The organism is Embleya sp. NPDC005971, assembly GCF_040629175.1.
Lineage (GTDB): Bacteria > Actinomycetota > Actinomycetes > Streptomycetales > Streptomycetaceae > Embleya.
In genome coordinates this window covers 1-16,010 of sequence record NZ_JBEXUX010000083.1, presented here as the reverse complement: position 1 = coordinate 16,010, position 16,010 = coordinate 1, and the positions used below count along the sequence as shown (strand labels likewise).

Here is a 16,010-nt window from a genome sequence, read left to right as displayed (position 1 = left end):
CGCAAGGAACCCGGTATCCACCGAGTCCATAAGTCAAAGAGTGTTCGGAGAGTGGTCGCACCGCTTCCACGCGATCGCGGGAGCGCCCCGTGGCCGAAACGATCTCCGAAGCATGCAGTATCCCGCATCGGAGTTGTGCTCCGACACATGGTTCGGACATGGACATCACGCGTCTACCCCAGAAACGTCGGGGGAAGTTCCCAGTCCACAGCGCCCACGGCCTTCCAACATTCTTCTTTCTTGCACCATTCGGTGACATTTGCCCCCCCGGGCGGATGCGTCAGGACCGGGCGGATCGCGGCAAGGAGTCCGGGCAGCAGCGTAGCTATGTGCTCGGGCAGTGATTGCGACTTCCAGACGCGATCCAGGTCCACCGCACCACCCGCGCGGTCGACGAGGAGAGCGATCGCGTAGTTGGCGAGTTGGGCCAGGTATCCCTGGTGATCGTCGGCCGCGTTCAGGGTGCGGATCACCTTTCGCGATTCCTCGAAGAGGATCGACTTGGCAACCAGCTCCCTGAAATAGGCGGCCGAAGGCGGCGACGAATACGCGCTTACGACATCCGATGTCCAGATCTGGAAGCATTTCTGACCGCCGCGGCTCACGAGATGCGGATGCCGGAGGTACAACATCTCGTACTTCGCGACCTCCGTCTTGCCGAACCGCTGGGCCGAGGGGTGCTCCTGTCTGAACTGTCGCTTGCGGGCCTCCGTTCGCTGCTCGCTCAACGCGACCTGGTACTGCCCGCGAACGCGTTCGTAGTACCAGCGAGTCTGCCGCGTGCTCCCGCCGACTGCCGGCGCCCACAGGGCACGCGACAATCTTTCCAACTCCACGTGAAAGGGGCTGTTTGCCTCGAAGTCGGCTTCGCGGATGACGTTCTGCGAGTTCGCGTACTTGGAGATCTTCGGCACGAACTCGTCCAAGGCATCGGCCTGCCGAACGATGGTGAACTTCGCAGGTACTCGGACGTCGGTCAGGTCGGCTCGATCGCGCAGCGACGTGTGGTGCAGGGACGCGGTGGTCTGGCCGCCATTGACGATCTGGAGGTCCACGATACGGGAGAGCATGATCTGGCCGTCGGGCCCCTCCTCCAGCCCGACGTCGGTCGCGGTGGCGGAGATTCCGTTGTTGTAGGCCAGAAATCGCCCCGGGGCCTCCCGAACGGTCTGGCTGATGGCCTTGTTGACCTTGCCGCGCGCCTGCAGATAGGCACGGACGTTGCGTTGGAGCAGCTTGCCGCCATAGGTGTCGTACAGGTCCGCCAGCAGTTGGCCGGGCAGCACCGCCAGCAGGCAGTGATACTCGCCTCCTCGCAGCGCGGGCAGACACGGCACGGGGCCGCCGAAATTCGCCAGCTCGATGACGATCTGTTCCTGTTGGCGGCCGGACGTGGCGAGACGGAACAAACGTGCGATGTCCCAGAGTTCGTAGCTGGTCGGCAGGCCGGCAACCGTCTTCGCGTCGACGTGGGCCAGCGTGGTCCGGCCGTCGGTGAGGAGGAAGATCCGCATGCGTGCGAGGCTCGGCCATGCCTTGCGGATGGTGTCCGCCATGTCGAATGCGGGACTGGTGTCCTCCAGCTCGGCGAGAGTGCCGGCGGCGCACTCCTCGGCGAAGGCCTCGACGGCGCTGAATGCCGCCTGGACGTCCCTGCGGGCCAAGGCCGCCGCCCCAAGGTCGGAGCGCACGATAAACAGGTCCAGCGAGGTTCCCTGGTCGCTGATCTCGTAGCCGTGGACCTCCAGCGTGCGGCGGCGTACCTGCTTGCGCAGATAGCACGGTGTGACGTCCTCGACCACACCGTCGTTGACGAGGTAGTCGCAGACCACTTCCAGGAAGGCGTTGCGTCGGCGTTCCGCGGACTCTTCGGGAACGCGATCGACCACGGCGGCTTCCAGGGACCGCGCGAAACTCTCCCACTCCGGTTCAGCCACGGGAACCCTCCCGGCTCGGAGGCGGCGCGAGGATGTTGCCCATGGCGGGCTCGCCGACCAACGCGTGCGCGCAGGTCGACAGGTCAATCGAGTAGGACACGTTCAATACTCCGTGCGGAAGGTCGGTCGGGGCGAGCACAGGAAAATCGTCACCCACGCGATAGCAGTACCGGCGGGACAGGCGGTACCGATCGCGTTTGTACCGCTCGCTGTGCGCATCCATCCATCCGGCCTGAAGAAGCAGGTTGTCCAACAAGAGACGATCCGCGCCCAGCAATGGATGCGCCCTCACCTCCTCGACGAGGGCACCCAGGGTCACGCCGACGTCGTCACGGGAGAGCACCTGATATACGAGGGCCAGCTCCCGTAGACCGAAGCGGTCCAACTGGTCGGCACCGTTGATCGTGCAGCGCAGCGTGTTCACCGAGACGGACTTGACCTCGAGCGCCCAGTCGTCGGCCCTGAAGTCCTGGGCGGCACCCGAGGGCCCCGTCCACGCGTGTGTGGCCGCAGGCCCCCGAAGGGGGAGCACGACATCGCGCAGGACGAGCAACTCCCCGAGCAGCCCGATCGACTCCTCACGGCCGAGACCGTCCCGGGGCGCTCGTCCCAGCATTGCCTGCCACGCCGTGAGCCTGGTGACCAAGGCGGTCGCGGCCCGGTACGGGGCCCATCGCAGATGGTCCAGGAGATCGGCGAGCAGGACACAGAACATGTGTCGATCGGTGGTCGGCTGCGCAACGATCTCGAGGCTGCCGTCGCGACAACGGCACGTCAGTCCAGCGGCCAGGACCAGTTCCCGGTCGCCCAGATTCTCGGTGCTCGAGACGAGCAAGGCCCATTCCCCGTCGGGGAAACGGACCTCGACGAAGATGTCCAGGGTGTGCTCGGGCAGGAGACGGCGCCGTGTGCCGCCCGCACCCCGGAGCTCTCCCGCCTGAGCCGCCTCGAACATCGCCGTCAGTGACGCAGCGGTCAATCCGCCCATCGGTCGTCCCCCTGGGGGTCCTCGTCCTCGAGCGTCAACATCGTCACCAACTCGCGCAGATACGTCTCGGTCACCCTGTAGGACAGCGGCCTCGCCGTCGGCGACGAGGGGAAGGACACGGCGTAGCCCACGAGGGGGAGGCCCTCGGGGACGCCCGTGACACAACCGGTCGTCTCGATGGGATAGATCAACAACAAGCCCTCGGCAGGATCTCGCCGTCGTCGCAACTCGCGACCGCTGGGGCGAGTCTCCCTCGACGGGCTCCGACGAGGGGGCAGACGCCCCTCATCCGACGTGGACGATGCGTTGGTCATCCGGCGGGCGTCGTCGTATTGATCCCGCGTCAGCCCGATCGCCTCGTGCACGGGGCTCACTAGAACCCCGACCTCGAAGTCGAGGCCGGCCTCGACCACGCCCCCCACCGGCTTGCGTCGCACCTGCCGGATGGACTCGCCCGCGATCTCCAGACGTTGCTTCGAGCTTCCGCCGGTGATCGCCACGGTCCACCGCACCAGTTCCCCATGAGCATTCTGGCTGTGGATGTAATCGATGAGGTTCCTCGGATTCGCCTGGGAGACCCGTCCCGGGCACGCGAAGCCGTCCAGAAAGTCGATCACCGCCCGGGCCGGGACGTTTCGACGCATGAATCCTTGGCCGGTGTCGGGCGGCCGGAGTTCCGGAGGGACGACCGCGCAGGGCGTCATCGCATCGATCAGCGCATCCAGGCGAGCCTTGTTGCCACGCAGCGCATCGGGACGCGTGAGCATGTGCAGGGTCTCCGCCCGCCGCTCCGCGAAGGTGAGCCAGATGCTCCTCGTATTGCGCATCTTGGCCGCCGCGGTCACCTGGAGGTGTTCGTGACCGTCACGGATGCGCAGCCCGACGTCGCGCGGCCTGCTGCCCGTTTCGGCCAACACCGAGATAAGGTCCATGAGTTCGCGGTTGGCCCGAGTGACGTGGACGTACGACTTCACCAGCTCCGGAGTGGTGTAGAGGCGTGTTACGTCCAGGTATCCCGGTCGGTATCCGAACCAGCGCCCCATCTGCAACAGCGTGTCGTACGTGCGAGAGGCTCGCAGGTAGTACGAGACGCTGAGGCCTTCCAACGTCAGGCCCCGGGACAGTTTGTCCCCGCCCACGGCGACCACGGTGGCCGGGGCACTCGACTCGTACTCCAGGACGTCCGATGCCTGGCCGTTGACCGCCTTGACACCCTCCGCGGCGTCGGACAGCACCTCCTGAACGTGCGCCTCGACCCGGTCGTAGGCGATCGCGGGGCCGATGACGCTGCCCAAGTGCCCGTGTGTGGCGGTCAGTTCCTCGCGCGTCGACAGGAAATCCCGCTCCCATAAGGACCGAAGGCGCGCCCGTAACCGCGCTCCCGCCTCTCCGCGGTCGGGCCACATCTCGTCCATTTCGCGCAGTCGTTCGCTGAGTTGCCGAACGACCGCCGTCTGGACATCCGTGAAGCGTGTCACGTGGACGAGCATGGTGGCGTGGCCCCGTCGTGCCGTTCCGATTTCCGCGCGGGCGCGTCGCGCCGCAGTCGAGAGCACGAACGCGTCCAACGCTTCGTCGAGCGAGGCGGGCAGTGACCTCGGAGGGACCCATCCCTTCGCGTGTCCTTCGGGTATCCATCCCTCGTGATCGGTCACCGGGCGGTGCACCGGAAGCGGGTGGGTCTCGAACGCCGCGTCCTCCGGCACCAGACCGAACACCACCTCGGGTCCGGTGTAGTTCGAGGGCGGTTTCAGCGCGACCATGAAGCTCTCGGGGAACAGGTCCTCGCCGTGGGTGGGATGGTCCGTCTCGGGAGATATGAAGATGTTGGCGAACGGAGTCGCGCTGTAGGCGACGTAGGTGCGCTTCTCGAACAACCCCAAGAGTTTGCGTATGGCCTGGTTGATCCGCGTCGGATCGTGCTCGGGGTCGCTCTGTGCGCGCTTGTACCGGGGCCGTTTCGTGTCGACCGAGGCGTAGTCGGCCTCGTCGTCGATCACCAGCACGGGAAGGTCCGACAAACGTCCGTCCGGTGTTCCCTTGGCGAAATCGCCCAGCCACTTGGCCAGGTTGTCGAGGATCCTCGCGTTCTTCTTGACGACCGCCAACAGGCGCACCTGACGCAGGTCCACCGGCGTACTGCGGAACACCGCGGACTGGAAGTCCTTGTCCCGAGAGGTGATGGACAGGCACAGAGGTGGACTCTTCATGTCCAGCGTTCCCACGCCGATGTACTTGGACTCGGCCGTCCGCTGACGGGTCACGCTCGTGTTGAACCCGAGAAACTCCGCGTCCAGGCGAGCCTGGGTTTGATGCCGCAGGCTCTCGTGTGCGCCGGTCATCACGATGACGGCCCGGTAACCGGCGTCGACCGCCTTGCAGATCAACCCCGTGTAGTTCGCCGTCTTCCCGGACTGCACCTGACCGTACACAAGCCCCTTGCTGCGCCATTCCCCCGGCCGCATCGGGTCCTCCATGAGGCCCAGAACGGTGTCGGTCGCCTCGTCCAACGCCTCCACCGCCGGGGGCTTCCAGCCCGATTCGTGGGAGAGCCACGTCTTGTAGCGTTCCCAGTACGCCCACTCCACGTCGTATCTGCGCTGATTGAGCCAGGCATCGTGGTCCTGTGGATCCAACAACGAGATCTCGCGTGGCACCCACACGTCGAATCGGGATTCGAGCTCACGAGCGATCTGTTCCGGCGAGACCTCCGTTTTCAGGGTCGACATCATCACCTGAACCTGACCGGCGATCTCCCGGATCCGCTCCTGTGTTCGATCACGGGGGGCGACCTTCAACAACATGCTCTCGGCGAATTGGAGTGCCAGGCTTGCGGGTTCCGAGGTCATGGGGGTCACCGTCCGTTCGCCGGGTCGTGCGCGGCGATCTGTGCCAACAAGGTCGGGAATCGGTTGAACGGCTCGGAGTCGGCAAGGACGCCCAGGACGGCCTGCTTCATGTCCGGTTCGGATGGGAGGGCCGCAAGCATGGACTTCAAGTCCTCTCGAGCCTGATCCTCGGTGACCCCCTCGAGCGATGCCTGGGGAACGCGACTCATGTCGGCCTGTGCCTCCAACGCGATGTATCCGATGGGTAGCGAAGCCTCGACGAGCCTCAGGATGGCCTCCAAAGTGCCCGCGTTCGGCGACTGCAGCGCGGCCGCCGTCAAGGGGTGTCTGCGATTGATGGTGTAATGCACCCGGCCATCCGGACGGCGCACCTGTTGCCACACGACGGCGACCTCGGTTGCCTCGGAAGCCGTGGAGGAGCCGGGTTGCCGTCGACGAAACACCCGGCGTGAGGCCTCGCGCGTGTGTTCGGCCAAGGCGGAGAGGCGGTTCTCCAGCTCGGCGGGAGGGTGGACGCGCGACTTTCTCACGTCTACCTGCCAACGGGCGTCCGCGGATGGGGAGATGTCGATGGCGATCCGCGCCAGGCGCGTCGTGGGTGTCTGCGTCAGATCCCGCAGCCCCAGCCATCCGCCTGCGGAGACCATGCGGTCGCCGCGGTACACGTAGAAGCCCTGCTGGGCGTTCCAGCCGCGCGGACCACTGCCCGTCGCCAGTTCCGACTCGGTCAGTTTCGCGGGGTGCGGGAGAACATAGGGCGTGACCCGCACCACCTCGCCGGCGCCGCTCAAGAGTTCGGGGCCGGCGTCCTGGGTGGCCATGAAATCCCGCATGAAGGGATCCCAGGCCACACTTTCGCGCCGGCCGTACGAAATGCGGAGGCGTCCCGACTCCAGGAAGCGGTGGAACCACATCTCCAGTCGCGCCCTGGTCCGTCCGAGACGCCTCGCCAGGACCGGGCCGTCGCCGGCGCGGTCCAACCGGCGCCAGAGAACCATCGTCCCGGTCCCGGCGAAACCGATCTCTTCGGCAATGCGAACGGCCTGCTCGTCCGCAACCGTCAGGACGCACCAATCCCCGGTGTCACGGACGAGATCCATATCCCAGGAACGCACCGCGGTCGTACCGCCGCAGGTTCGGCTCATGACCGTCAGGTGCCTGCACTGGGAAAGCGAGGCCGTCTTCAGCCCCAGACCGAAACGTCCGAGGTCGCGCTCGTCGCGAGGCCGGTCCGGGCCGAGCCCGCCGAAGCGAACGGCCTCGTGCAATCGACTCTCGGTCATGCCGCAACCGTCGTCCACCATCGCGACCCAGGCGGCGCCGGGATCTGAGGAGAACTCCACCCGCACTTCCCGCGCGCCCGCCGCGATGCTGTTGTCGACCAGATCGGCGAGGGCGGTCGACATGTCGTAACCGAACGCCCGTAACGACTCCATCAGGGCGGACGGGTGCGGCGGTAACGCTTGACGCCCATCCGTGCCCGGCACTTCCCCCCGATCCCCACCCAGTGCTCCGACGGCACCACGCGCGCCACTACCGCGTATGCGAACGTCGGTCATGGAACTGTCCCCGGGGTAGTCAACTGGTTGCGCGCGAAAAACGCCATACCGTAGACGACTTACACCCTGCCGACAGGCCGGTACGTCCGATTCGGGAGCGCCCGGCGACCGAGTCGGCCCCTCGCACACCCCGGAGGCATCCATCGGCTTCCGTGATCGGCGAGAACGACCGGGGCCTTCCGAGACCGGCCGCCTTCGCCGATCACCGATGGGCGCTGATTGAACTCGACCGTCCGCAGCCAGGATCTGCCGCACAGCGTCGACGAACAGGGAACCTTCGAGAAGGGCGTCAACCCGTCAAGGGACGCCTCGGGAAACTCTCCGCGGCAGGTCTCGTCGACCACATCTTGGCCGACGCATAGCAAGGTGCCCGGGTGATGCTCATGGAGTGCCGCCGCAGCGGGTCGTGCGGCAGGTCGGTCGAGCGGGCGATCCCGAAAGGCGGCCGGGGCCTGTGGAGTCGCCCGCACAGACGTCCGTATCCCCGCCTGCGCTCTTCCCGCGACCCGGCCCGCCGCGCCGGATTGCTCCGTGGACCGCGTGGACCGTTCGGAGTTGTGATCACGTGGTTGGGAAAGGGTTGGACGTGGTGATGTCGTGGCTTGTAGCTTGCACTCGGCCGTGACCCCGCCCGAGGAGGTGAGACCCATGAACGCTGTAGCGAAATGGGTGCTCCCCCCTGCCGTCACGGTTGGGCGATCGATGTAGGTGTCGCCGGGAGCGCCTTGCCAACAAGGCACTCCCGAAAGGCAACATCCATGAACTCTCCGAAGTTCACCCCCGAGCCGGCGTCGAACGACCCGGTCGAGCGAGACTTCAGTGTGGGCGACGTCCCCGGACTCCGGGCGCCGGCTGCCGGCGCCGATCGTGCGCCCCTCGTGTTCGACGTGATCATCGCCGGGTGCGGGCCGACCGGCGCGATGCTGGCCGCCGAACTGCGGCTGCATGGCGTGCGGGTACTCGTTCTGGAGAAGGAAACCGAACCGGTTTCCTTTGTTCGCGTGGTCGGTCTGCATATTCGCAGTATCGAGCTGATGGCAATGCGCGGACTGCTGGATCGCATTCTCGAACACGGAAGACGGCGGCCGGCCGGCGGATTTTTCGCCGCCATCAACAAACCCGTGCCCAAGAATCTGGATTCCGCGCACGCCTATCTGCTGGGCATTCCCCAGCCGGTCATCGTCGAGCTGCTCGAAGGACATGCGATCGCACTGGGTGCGCAGGTCCGGCGTGGTTGTGCGGTGGTCGATTTCGCGCAGGACGAGGAGGGTGTGACCGTCGAGTCGGCCGACGGTGAACGATTGCGTTCGCGCTATCTCGTCGGTTGCGACGGCGGACGCAGTACGGTGCGCAAATTGCTCGGCGTCGGGTTCCCCGGCGAGCCTTCGCGGACCGAGACGCTGATGGGCGAGATGGAAGTGGGGGCACCGCCGGAGGAGATCGCCGCCAAGGTGGCCGAAATCGGCGAGACCGAAAAGCGGTTCTGGCTCAGGCCGTTCGGCGGCGGGGCATACAGCGTCGTCGTCCCCGTCGCGGGAGGCGCGGGAGGCGCGGGAGGCGCGGAAGTCGGCGAGCGCGCGGAACCGCCGACCCTGGAGGATTTCAAGGAACACCTTCGCGCCATCGCCGGAACCGATTTCGGCGTGCACTCCCCGCGCTGGTTGTCCCGCTTCGGGGATGCCACCCGGCTGGCCGAGCGTTATCGGGTCGGGCGGGTGTTGCTGGCCGGCGACTCGGCGCACATCCATCCACCCACCGGCGGGCAGGGCCTCAATCTGGGTGTTCAGGACGCATTCAACCTCGGCTGGAAACTGGCCGCACAGATCCGCGGCTGGGCGCCGGAAACGCTGTTGGACAGCTACCAGGCCGAACGTCGTCCGGTCGCCGAAGAGGTGCTGGACAATACCCGCGCCCAGATGGAACTGCACTCCACCGAACCGGGCGCGCAGGCCGTACGCAGACTGCTCACCGAATTGATGGACTTCGACGAGGTGAACCGCCATCTGATCGAGAAGATCACCGCGATCGGCATCCGCTACGACTTCGGCGCGGGCCCCGACCTGCTCGGCCGCCGACTGCGCGACATCGACGTGAAGCAGGGCCGGCTCTACGATCTGCTGCGACGCGGCCGCGGCCTGCTGCTGGACCGCACCGAACACCTGACCGTCGGCGGCTGGTCGGACCGGGTCGACCACCTCGCGGATCCCACCGCGGGACTGGATGTGCCGTGCGTCCTGCTACGTCCCGACGGCCACGTCGCCTGGATCGGCGACGATCAGCAGGACTTGGACGACCATCTCTCCCGCTGGTTCGGCAGGCCCGCCGTCTGATTTCGCCCGAGCGACCGGGTTTCGCCCGAGCGAGCGAATAGGCCGTGAGAAGGATCGAACGGCCGTAGCGACCGACCATCGCAAGACCGGAGGCGGCATCAGCCGTGGTGCTCCGATGCCGGGGTCGACCCGTGAGGAGGTTCGTCCTCCGAGTGACGACGGGAAGACCGGAAGACGGCGGAAGGGCACCACGGGTGGGTCGGCACAGGCGGCCGTACGGTTCGTGCAACGGCCACCTGCGCCGACCATGGCCGACGGCCCCCGCTCCCGGCCCCAGGCCCCCCGACTGCCCATCGCCTGCGCGGACGCCGCAGCGCTCGCGGGCCACGCGGGCCACGCGGACCCGCGCGAGCAAAATCACCGGCCTCCCGCCCGCCGGCCCGGATGGAGCTAGGGTCGAGCAGATGACCCATGAGTACCTTCCGCCCGAGCAGTGGTACGCGCAACTGCCCGCCCTCTACGCCGCCGCCTCCGCCCTGATCACCGATGCCGAGGGGCGCGTGCTCCTGGTCAATCCCAACTACCGGGACTACTGGAACCTGCCCGGCGGCTTCGTCGACCGCAACGAGCCACCGCACGTGGCGTGCGCGCGCGAACTGCGCGAGGAACTCGGACTCGACCTCCCCGTCGGCGAGTTGCTGGTGATCGACTGGGTGCCCGAACTCGACCCGAGGCCGCGGCCGTTGACCGGCTGGATGTTCGACGGCGGCACCCTCACTCCCGAGCAGATCGCCGCGATCCGGATCCAGGAGGAGGAACTCGACGAGTACGCGTTCGTCACCCTCGACCGAGCCGCCGAACTGCTCCCGAGCACCGTGGCCCCGCGCGTCCCGGCCGCGATCGAGGCCCGCGCCCTCGGCCGCACCGTCTACCTGCCGAGGCCCGACCCGACCGGACGCTGAGGACGCCGACCCGAGCCGAAGCGCCGAACCCGGCCCCGGCCGGTGCCGATCTTCGCGCGTATATTCGACGCCTGTTTCGCGTTTCGCATTCCTGGCGAACGCCGTCGACCGCCTGTCCGGAGGCACCGTGCACTTCCGTTCCACCGCCCCGAGCGATCTGCCTCGCGTGCTCGCGTGCGAGGTCCGGGAACCGATCGGTTCGATCTCCGCCGACCGCTACCTGGCCGAAGCCGCGGACGGGATGTACCGCCCGGAGTGGACCTGGATCGCCGAGCGGGACGATCGGGTCCTGGCCCGGGCGTTGTGGTGGGGGCCGACCGACAGCGCGCATCCCGCCGCGCTGGACTGCCTGTACGTCGATCCGACCGTCGCGGACCGGGCCTCGGTCGGCGCCGAGCTGATCGCCGCGAGCCTGCGGGCGTTCGCGGCGGCCGGGGCCGAGCGGCCGCCGCTGTACAACGTGACGCTGACCGAGGGGTGGCGCGCGGATGCCGCCGTCTCCGCCGCGCTCGCCTGGCGCCGCGAGGCCGCGCTCGCGGCCGGTCTGAGCCACGAGGTCGAGCGGTTGCGTTTCGAGTGGTCGCCGGACCTGGGCGTGCCGATCGGGTCCGGCCGACTCATCTTCACCGAGGCCGACAACGCCGCGTTCCTGGCCGTGTTCGGGCGGATCGCCGAGGGCAGCCTGGACGCGGAGACCCGCCGGGGGCTGGCCGCCTACGGCCCGGAAGCTGCCGCCCGCAAGGAGATGGACTTCTACCTCGACTGCCCGGGCGAGCGCGACTGGTGGCGCCTCGCCCACACCGCCGACGGCACCCTGGTCGGCCTGGCCATCCCGTCCGCGACGCCGTACCACCCCAACGTCGGATACCTGGGCGTCGTCCCGGAGTTGCGCGGCCGAGGCTACGTCGCCGACCTGCTCGCCGAGATCACCCGCCTGCACGCCGACCGGGGCGCCGAGGTGATCACCGCGACCACCGACATGACGAACGCCCCGATGGCCGCCGCCTTCCGCCGGGCCGGCTACCGCACCACCCAGGTACGGATGATCTTCTCCGCCCCCGAGTAGCCGGCCGCCTCCCGAGCAGCCACGCGTTCCCGAGCGGCTACCCGTTCCCGAGCGGCTACCGGTTTCCGAGCAGCCACCCGTCTCCGAGCGGCTACCGGTTTCCGAGCAGCTACCGCTGCCCGAACAGCCCCGCCCCCGAAGTCCGGTCGGACGTCCGCCGATTCGCCCCCGGCGGACGCTGGCCCGGTCCGGCGCGGTTCCCCCAACTACACCAACTCCCGCCCCGGCGCCACCATTTGGCCATTCCGGTCACATCGCCACCCGCTTCCCCGGTACGTTTCCGGCGATGCACCGACGAATCGCGATCCGTGATTCGCGGCCGTCTCGATTCGGGTGGGGGCCCGAGTGCCGTACGGGGCGGGGATTGACGTGCCCTGGTGGAGACGGCCCGGTGTGGTCCAACTCCAGGGAGGGGATCCCGATGTCGCTCCATCACGCACCGCCCGGCCGCAGGCGCCGCGGTTTCTTGGCCGAGCCCCCTGATTCGCACCACCCGCGACCCGCCACCGGGCAGCGCCGCAACGCCCGCCGTCCCTTATCCGCCACGTTGCCCCGCCGCCCGATCGCGCTGCTCGCGACCGTCACGCTGATCGCCGCCGGCCTCGTGGCCGGAATGGTCGGCCGAGCCACGCCCGCCGCCGCGGCCCGTCCCGGCGTCTCCGCGTACGTGGCCAACTCCGGCTCGAACACGGTCTCCGTGATCGACACCGCGAACAACACGACGACGGCCACCATCCCGGTGGGCCGGGGCCCGTACGGGCTCGCCGCCAACCACGCCGGCACCCGGGTCTACGTGGCCGACTTCGACGACGCCGGCATCTCGGTGATCGACACCGCCACCGACACCGTCATCGGCACGATCGGCACCGGCGGCAAGCCGTTCGCGATGGCCGTCGACCCGACCGACCGCCGCCTCTGGGTCGCGCAGGGCAATGCCGTACTCGTGGTCGACACCGTGACCAACACGGTCGCGGCCACGATCCCGGTCGGTACCAACCCGATCGCGGTCCTGGTCGCCCCCGACGGCGCCCACGTGTACGCGGTCAACAACGCCGGCCGCAATGTCTCCGTGATCGACCCGGCCACCGCCACCGTCGGCGCGACCATCACGCTCCCCGGTTCGCCCGACGGGGCCGCGCTCAGCCCCGACGGGACACACCTGTACGCCGTCGACGACCAGTCCGGCCTGTGGACCCTCGACCTGACCGCCGGCGGCGCGCTCACCGCGACCGTCCCGATCACCGACGCCAGCAACGTCGCGGTGAACGCGGCCGGCACCAGGGCCTACGTCTCCGCCTTCCCGGCGGCCGTCAAGGTCGTCGACCTGACCACGAACACGGTGACCGACACCGTGCCGGTGGGCAGTTACCCGGCCAACCTCACGCTGCACGTCGCGGGCGGCTTCGTCTACACCACCAACGCCGTGTCCGGCGACGTGTCGGTGATCGACACGGCGTCCGCCGCGGTGGTGGCCACCGTCCCGGTCGGGAGCACTCCGTACGGCATCGTCGTGGTCGGTGTCCCGCAACCACGCACCGTCACCTCGGTCGCCCCGAACTTCGGCCCCACGGCCGGCGGCACCTCGGTGACCGTCACCGGTACCCACTTCACCGGCAGCACCGCCGTCGCGTTCGGCGCGACCCCGGCCGCATCCTTCACCGTCGTCAACGACACGACCATCACCGCCACCGCGCCGCCCGGCGCACCCGGCACCGTCGACGTCACCGTGACCGGGCCCGGCGGTACGAGCCCGACCTCGGCCGCCGACCGATACACCTACACGGCCGTGCCCGCGGTCACCTCGATCAGCCCGAACTCCGGTCCCGAGGCGGGCGGTACGGTGGTCACCGTCACCGGCAGCAACCTCGCGGGCGCCACCGGCGTCACCTTCGGTCCGGGCCGGCCCGCGACCTCGTTCGCGTGCACCGCGACCTCGTGCACGGTGACCGCGCCGCCGGGGCCGGGGGCCGGCCAGGTGGACGTGCGGGTGAGCACCGCCGGCGGGACCAGCGCGAGCGTTCCGGCCGATCGGTACACCTATGTCGCGAGCACGGCCGATGTGGCGGTCGCGCTCCAGGCAACCGGCGTGCCGTCGTTGTTCGACGCGCACATCGACTACACGATCACCGTCACCAATCGCGGGCCGGACGCACTCGGTTCGGCGACCGTCAGCGCGCCGCTGCCGGTGCCGATGCTCGCGACCTCACCCGACTGCGCGGTGGCCGACCGCACGGTGACCTGCACGGTGGGCCCGCTGGCCAAGGGCGCGGCGACCACCCGCCACTTCACGGCCCCGGTGGCCCTGCTCAGCCTGGGCCTCGCCTACGAGGTCACCGCGACCCGCACCGCGAGCACGCCCGACGACCCCAACCCGGCCAACAACGGCTCCTCGGCCTCCTGCACCGTGATCACGTCCCTGATCATCCTCTGCTCGTGAACCCCGGGCGGGCCGGCGGGTCGAGCCGCGGCCGGTGAACTCCCGGGCCGCTCCCGGGCCTTCCGGAGGCCGTTCCCGACGGCCGACCAACACACCTGCGGCGGGCCGGACATCCGGCCCGCCGCGGCTACGCCGATCGCGAACGCGCGGAGAACGCGCTGTTCCGAAACAGACGACGCGGTGATGATGGGCCCGCGCATGTGCGCGACTCGCATCGGACCGGGCCGGACCTCGGTCGGCCCGTACCCCGGTGCCGTGCCTCGGCTCCCCGATGAGCGCACCCGGACCCACGAAAGCGAACGAATGAGACCCTCCTCGGCTCCCGGCGACGCCGATCGAGGCGACGCCGCGATACCGGCGCCGCCCTCACCGACGGACCCCGCCCACCGGCCCGCCCTCGAAGCCACCGAAATCCCCGTCGGAACCGCCACCGAAGTCCCCCTGGAAACCACCGACGAAATCCCGATCCGACTCCCGCACGACCCCGCCGAAGCACCCGCCCAGGCCGAGCGGCCCACCGGCGTGACGCCGATCGAGTTGTTCTTCGACCTCGTCTTCGTCTTCGTACTCACCCAGGCCACCCACCAGGTGGAGTCCCACCCGGGCTGGAGCGGGTTGCTCCAGGGCATGTTGCCGCTGGCGGCGATGTGGTGGATGTTCGGCGCGTTCAGTTGGTTGACCAACGCGGTCCGGCCGGACGCGACCGCGGTGCGGCTGTTGCTGGCGCTGACGATGACCTCGTTCTTCGTGATGGGCCTGGATCTGCCCTACGCGTTCGACCCGGACGGCTGGGCGTTCGGCCTCGCGTTCCTGGTCGCGGTCGGGATGCACGTCGCGCTGTTCCTGACCGCGGCAGAGCCCTCGGCCCGCTCCGGGATCGTGCGGCTCGCGCCGTTCAACGCGGCCGGCGGGCTGCTGATCCTGATCGCCCCGCACCTGCCCGACGCCGGCACCTGGGCGTGCTGGGCGGCGGCCGTCGCCGTGTTGTACCTGTCCATGGTGATCGGACGCGTTCGCGGCTTCGTGGTCGAGCCGCACCACTTCGTCGAGCGACACGGACTGATCATCCTGATCGTGCTCGGCGAATCGGTGGTGGCCGTCGGAATCGGCGCGGGTGGTCGGCCGGTCGACTGGAGGCTCGCGGGGGGCATCCTGCTCGGCATCGCGGTCGCCACCGGCATCTGGTGGACGTACTTCGGCGGCGACGACGAACGCACCGTACGGGCCATGTCGGACGCGTCCGTGGAGCGTCGGCAGATGCTCGGCTACGTGGCGTTCGGCCTGGCGCACGCGGTGATGATCGCCGGCATCGTGCTGGTCGCGGCGGGCATCTCGGACGGCATCCACCACCTGGGCACCGACACCAACCGCTGGTGGCTGGGTGCCGGCGTGGCAACCTTCCTGCTCGGCCACGCCTGGCACCGCCACGTCCTGGGCACGGGACCGGTCGCCGCGCAGATCACCGCCGCCGTCGTGGTGATCCCGCTGACCGCATCGCTGGCCGGCGCGGGTTGGGCCGCACTGACCGCCGCCACGCTGGTGCTGACCGCCATGACCGTGACCGAACACCTGCGCCAAACCCGCCCGACCCGGACCCCGGAGGTGCGCCCCACACCCGCGGCGGCTTGACCGACCGGGCCGCAGCGTGCTGTCGGCGAAGCAGGGTGACCCCGCGGTGTGGGGCCACGGGGTGGACCACTCGTGGTCGGGCGCGGAGGAATCGGTGGTGCCGACGGTGCGTCGGCCGTCCGTACCGGGCTATCGGGTGGACGAACTCACCTGAACCACGCACCGACCGCCACACCGGTAGCAACGGCCGAAGCCGCCGCACCGAAGTCGCCACACCGGCAGCGCCGTGCCGGCGCAACGAGACGGGGTGTGCCCCGGGCTTTCGCCCGGGGCCACCGCCGCCGCGGTGGACTGGACCGTGGTCGGCACCGAG

The 16,010-nt window shown here is 68.9% G+C and carries 9 protein-coding genes and 1 pseudogene; 6 read left to right on the top strand and 4 right to left on the bottom strand.

Going from position 1 to position 16,010, the window contains the following annotated elements; genetic code table 11:
* Positions 1-173: 173 nt before the first annotated feature.
* The 4 genes from ABZ374_RS42150 to ABZ374_RS42135 are packed head-to-tail and all read right to left on the bottom strand — an operon-like array spanning position 174 to position 7,180.
* Entirely contained in the window at positions 174-1,937 is a 1,764-nt protein-coding gene (locus ABZ374_RS42150; RefSeq protein ID WP_360322725.1) for an AIPR family protein, read from the bottom strand.
* On the bottom strand, positions 1,930-2,925 hold the full coding sequence (locus ABZ374_RS42145) for a PD-(D/E)XK motif protein (RefSeq protein WP_360322723.1): 996 nt from the start codon (positions 2,923-2,925) through the stop codon (positions 1,930-1,932). The genes ABZ374_RS42150 and ABZ374_RS42145 overlap by 8 nt, the downstream gene beginning before the upstream one ends.
* Positions 2,913-5,774: a Z1 domain-containing protein gene (locus tag ABZ374_RS42140; protein WP_360322721.1), complete on the bottom strand. Its 2,862-nt coding sequence runs from the start codon at positions 5,772-5,774 to the stop codon at positions 2,913-2,915. Before ABZ374_RS42140 ends, ABZ374_RS42145 begins: the two co-directional genes overlap by 13 nt.
* Before the next feature lie 5 nt (positions 5,775-5,779).
* Entirely contained in the window at positions 5,780-7,180 is a 1,401-nt protein-coding gene (locus ABZ374_RS42135) for an ATP-binding protein (protein WP_360322719.1), read from the bottom strand.
* A gap of 911 nt (positions 7,181-8,091) precedes the next feature.
* On the opposite strand from ABZ374_RS42135, the gene rox reads away from it, so the two are divergent.
* From rox to ABZ374_RS42105, 6 genes and pseudogenes are all read left to right on the top strand, one after another.
* Positions 8,092-9,663: a rifampin monooxygenase gene (gene rox / locus ABZ374_RS42130; protein ID WP_360322764.1), complete on the top strand. Its 1,572-nt coding sequence runs from the start codon at positions 8,092-8,094 to the stop codon at positions 9,661-9,663.
* A gap of 404 nt (positions 9,664-10,067) precedes the next feature.
* Complete coding sequence (locus ABZ374_RS42125; protein ID WP_360322717.1) at positions 10,068-10,565, top strand: NUDIX hydrolase; 498 nt, start codon at positions 10,068-10,070, stop codon at positions 10,563-10,565.
* A 127-nt stretch (positions 10,566-10,692) separates the two neighbouring features.
* Positions 10,693-11,631 carry a GNAT family N-acetyltransferase gene (locus tag ABZ374_RS42120; protein ID WP_360322715.1) on the top strand — a complete coding sequence of 313 codons (939 nt, stop codon included), beginning with the start codon at positions 10,693-10,695 and terminating at the stop codon, positions 11,629-11,631.
* A 421-nt stretch (positions 11,632-12,052) separates the two neighbouring features.
* Positions 12,053-14,068, top strand: coding sequence for an IPT/TIG domain-containing protein (locus ABZ374_RS42115; RefSeq protein WP_360322713.1), 2,016 nt, complete (start codon positions 12,053-12,055; stop codon positions 14,066-14,068).
* A gap of 183 nt (positions 14,069-14,251) precedes the next feature.
* The gene (locus ABZ374_RS42110) at positions 14,252-15,697 is read left to right on the top strand and encodes a low temperature requirement protein A (RefSeq protein WP_360322711.1); all 1,446 of its coding nucleotides are present in this window, start codon (positions 14,252-14,254) and stop codon (positions 15,695-15,697) included.
* Positions 15,690-15,851: pseudogene (locus ABZ374_RS42105) on the top strand (signal peptidase I); the annotation flags it as partial. The gene ABZ374_RS42110 and the pseudogene ABZ374_RS42105, both read left to right, overlap by 8 nt.
* Positions 15,852-16,010: the final 159 nt, after the last annotated feature.

Coding starts and splice junctions, on each gene's coding strand:
- ABZ374_RS42115 (WP_360322713.1), top strand. CDS start 12,053: ATGTCGCTCCATCACGCACCGCCCGGCCGCAGGCGCCGCGGTTTCTTG.
- ABZ374_RS42140 (WP_360322721.1), bottom strand. CDS start 5,774: ATGACCTCGGAACCCGCAAGCCTGGCACTCCAATTCGCCGAGAGCATG.
- ABZ374_RS42145 (WP_360322723.1), bottom strand. CDS start 2,925: ATGGGCGGATTGACCGCTGCGTCACTGACGGCGATGTTCGAGGCGGCT.
- ABZ374_RS42135 (WP_360322719.1), bottom strand. CDS start 7,180: ATGTCGACCGCCCTCGCCGATCTGGTCGACAACAGCATCGCGGCGGGC.
- ABZ374_RS42125 (WP_360322717.1), top strand. CDS start 10,068: ATGACCCATGAGTACCTTCCGCCCGAGCAGTGGTACGCGCAACTGCCC.
- ABZ374_RS42110 (WP_360322711.1), top strand. CDS start 14,252: ATGATGGGCCCGCGCATGTGCGCGACTCGCATCGGACCGGGCCGGACC.
- rox (WP_360322764.1), top strand. CDS start 8,092: ATGAACTCTCCGAAGTTCACCCCCGAGCCGGCGTCGAACGACCCGGTC.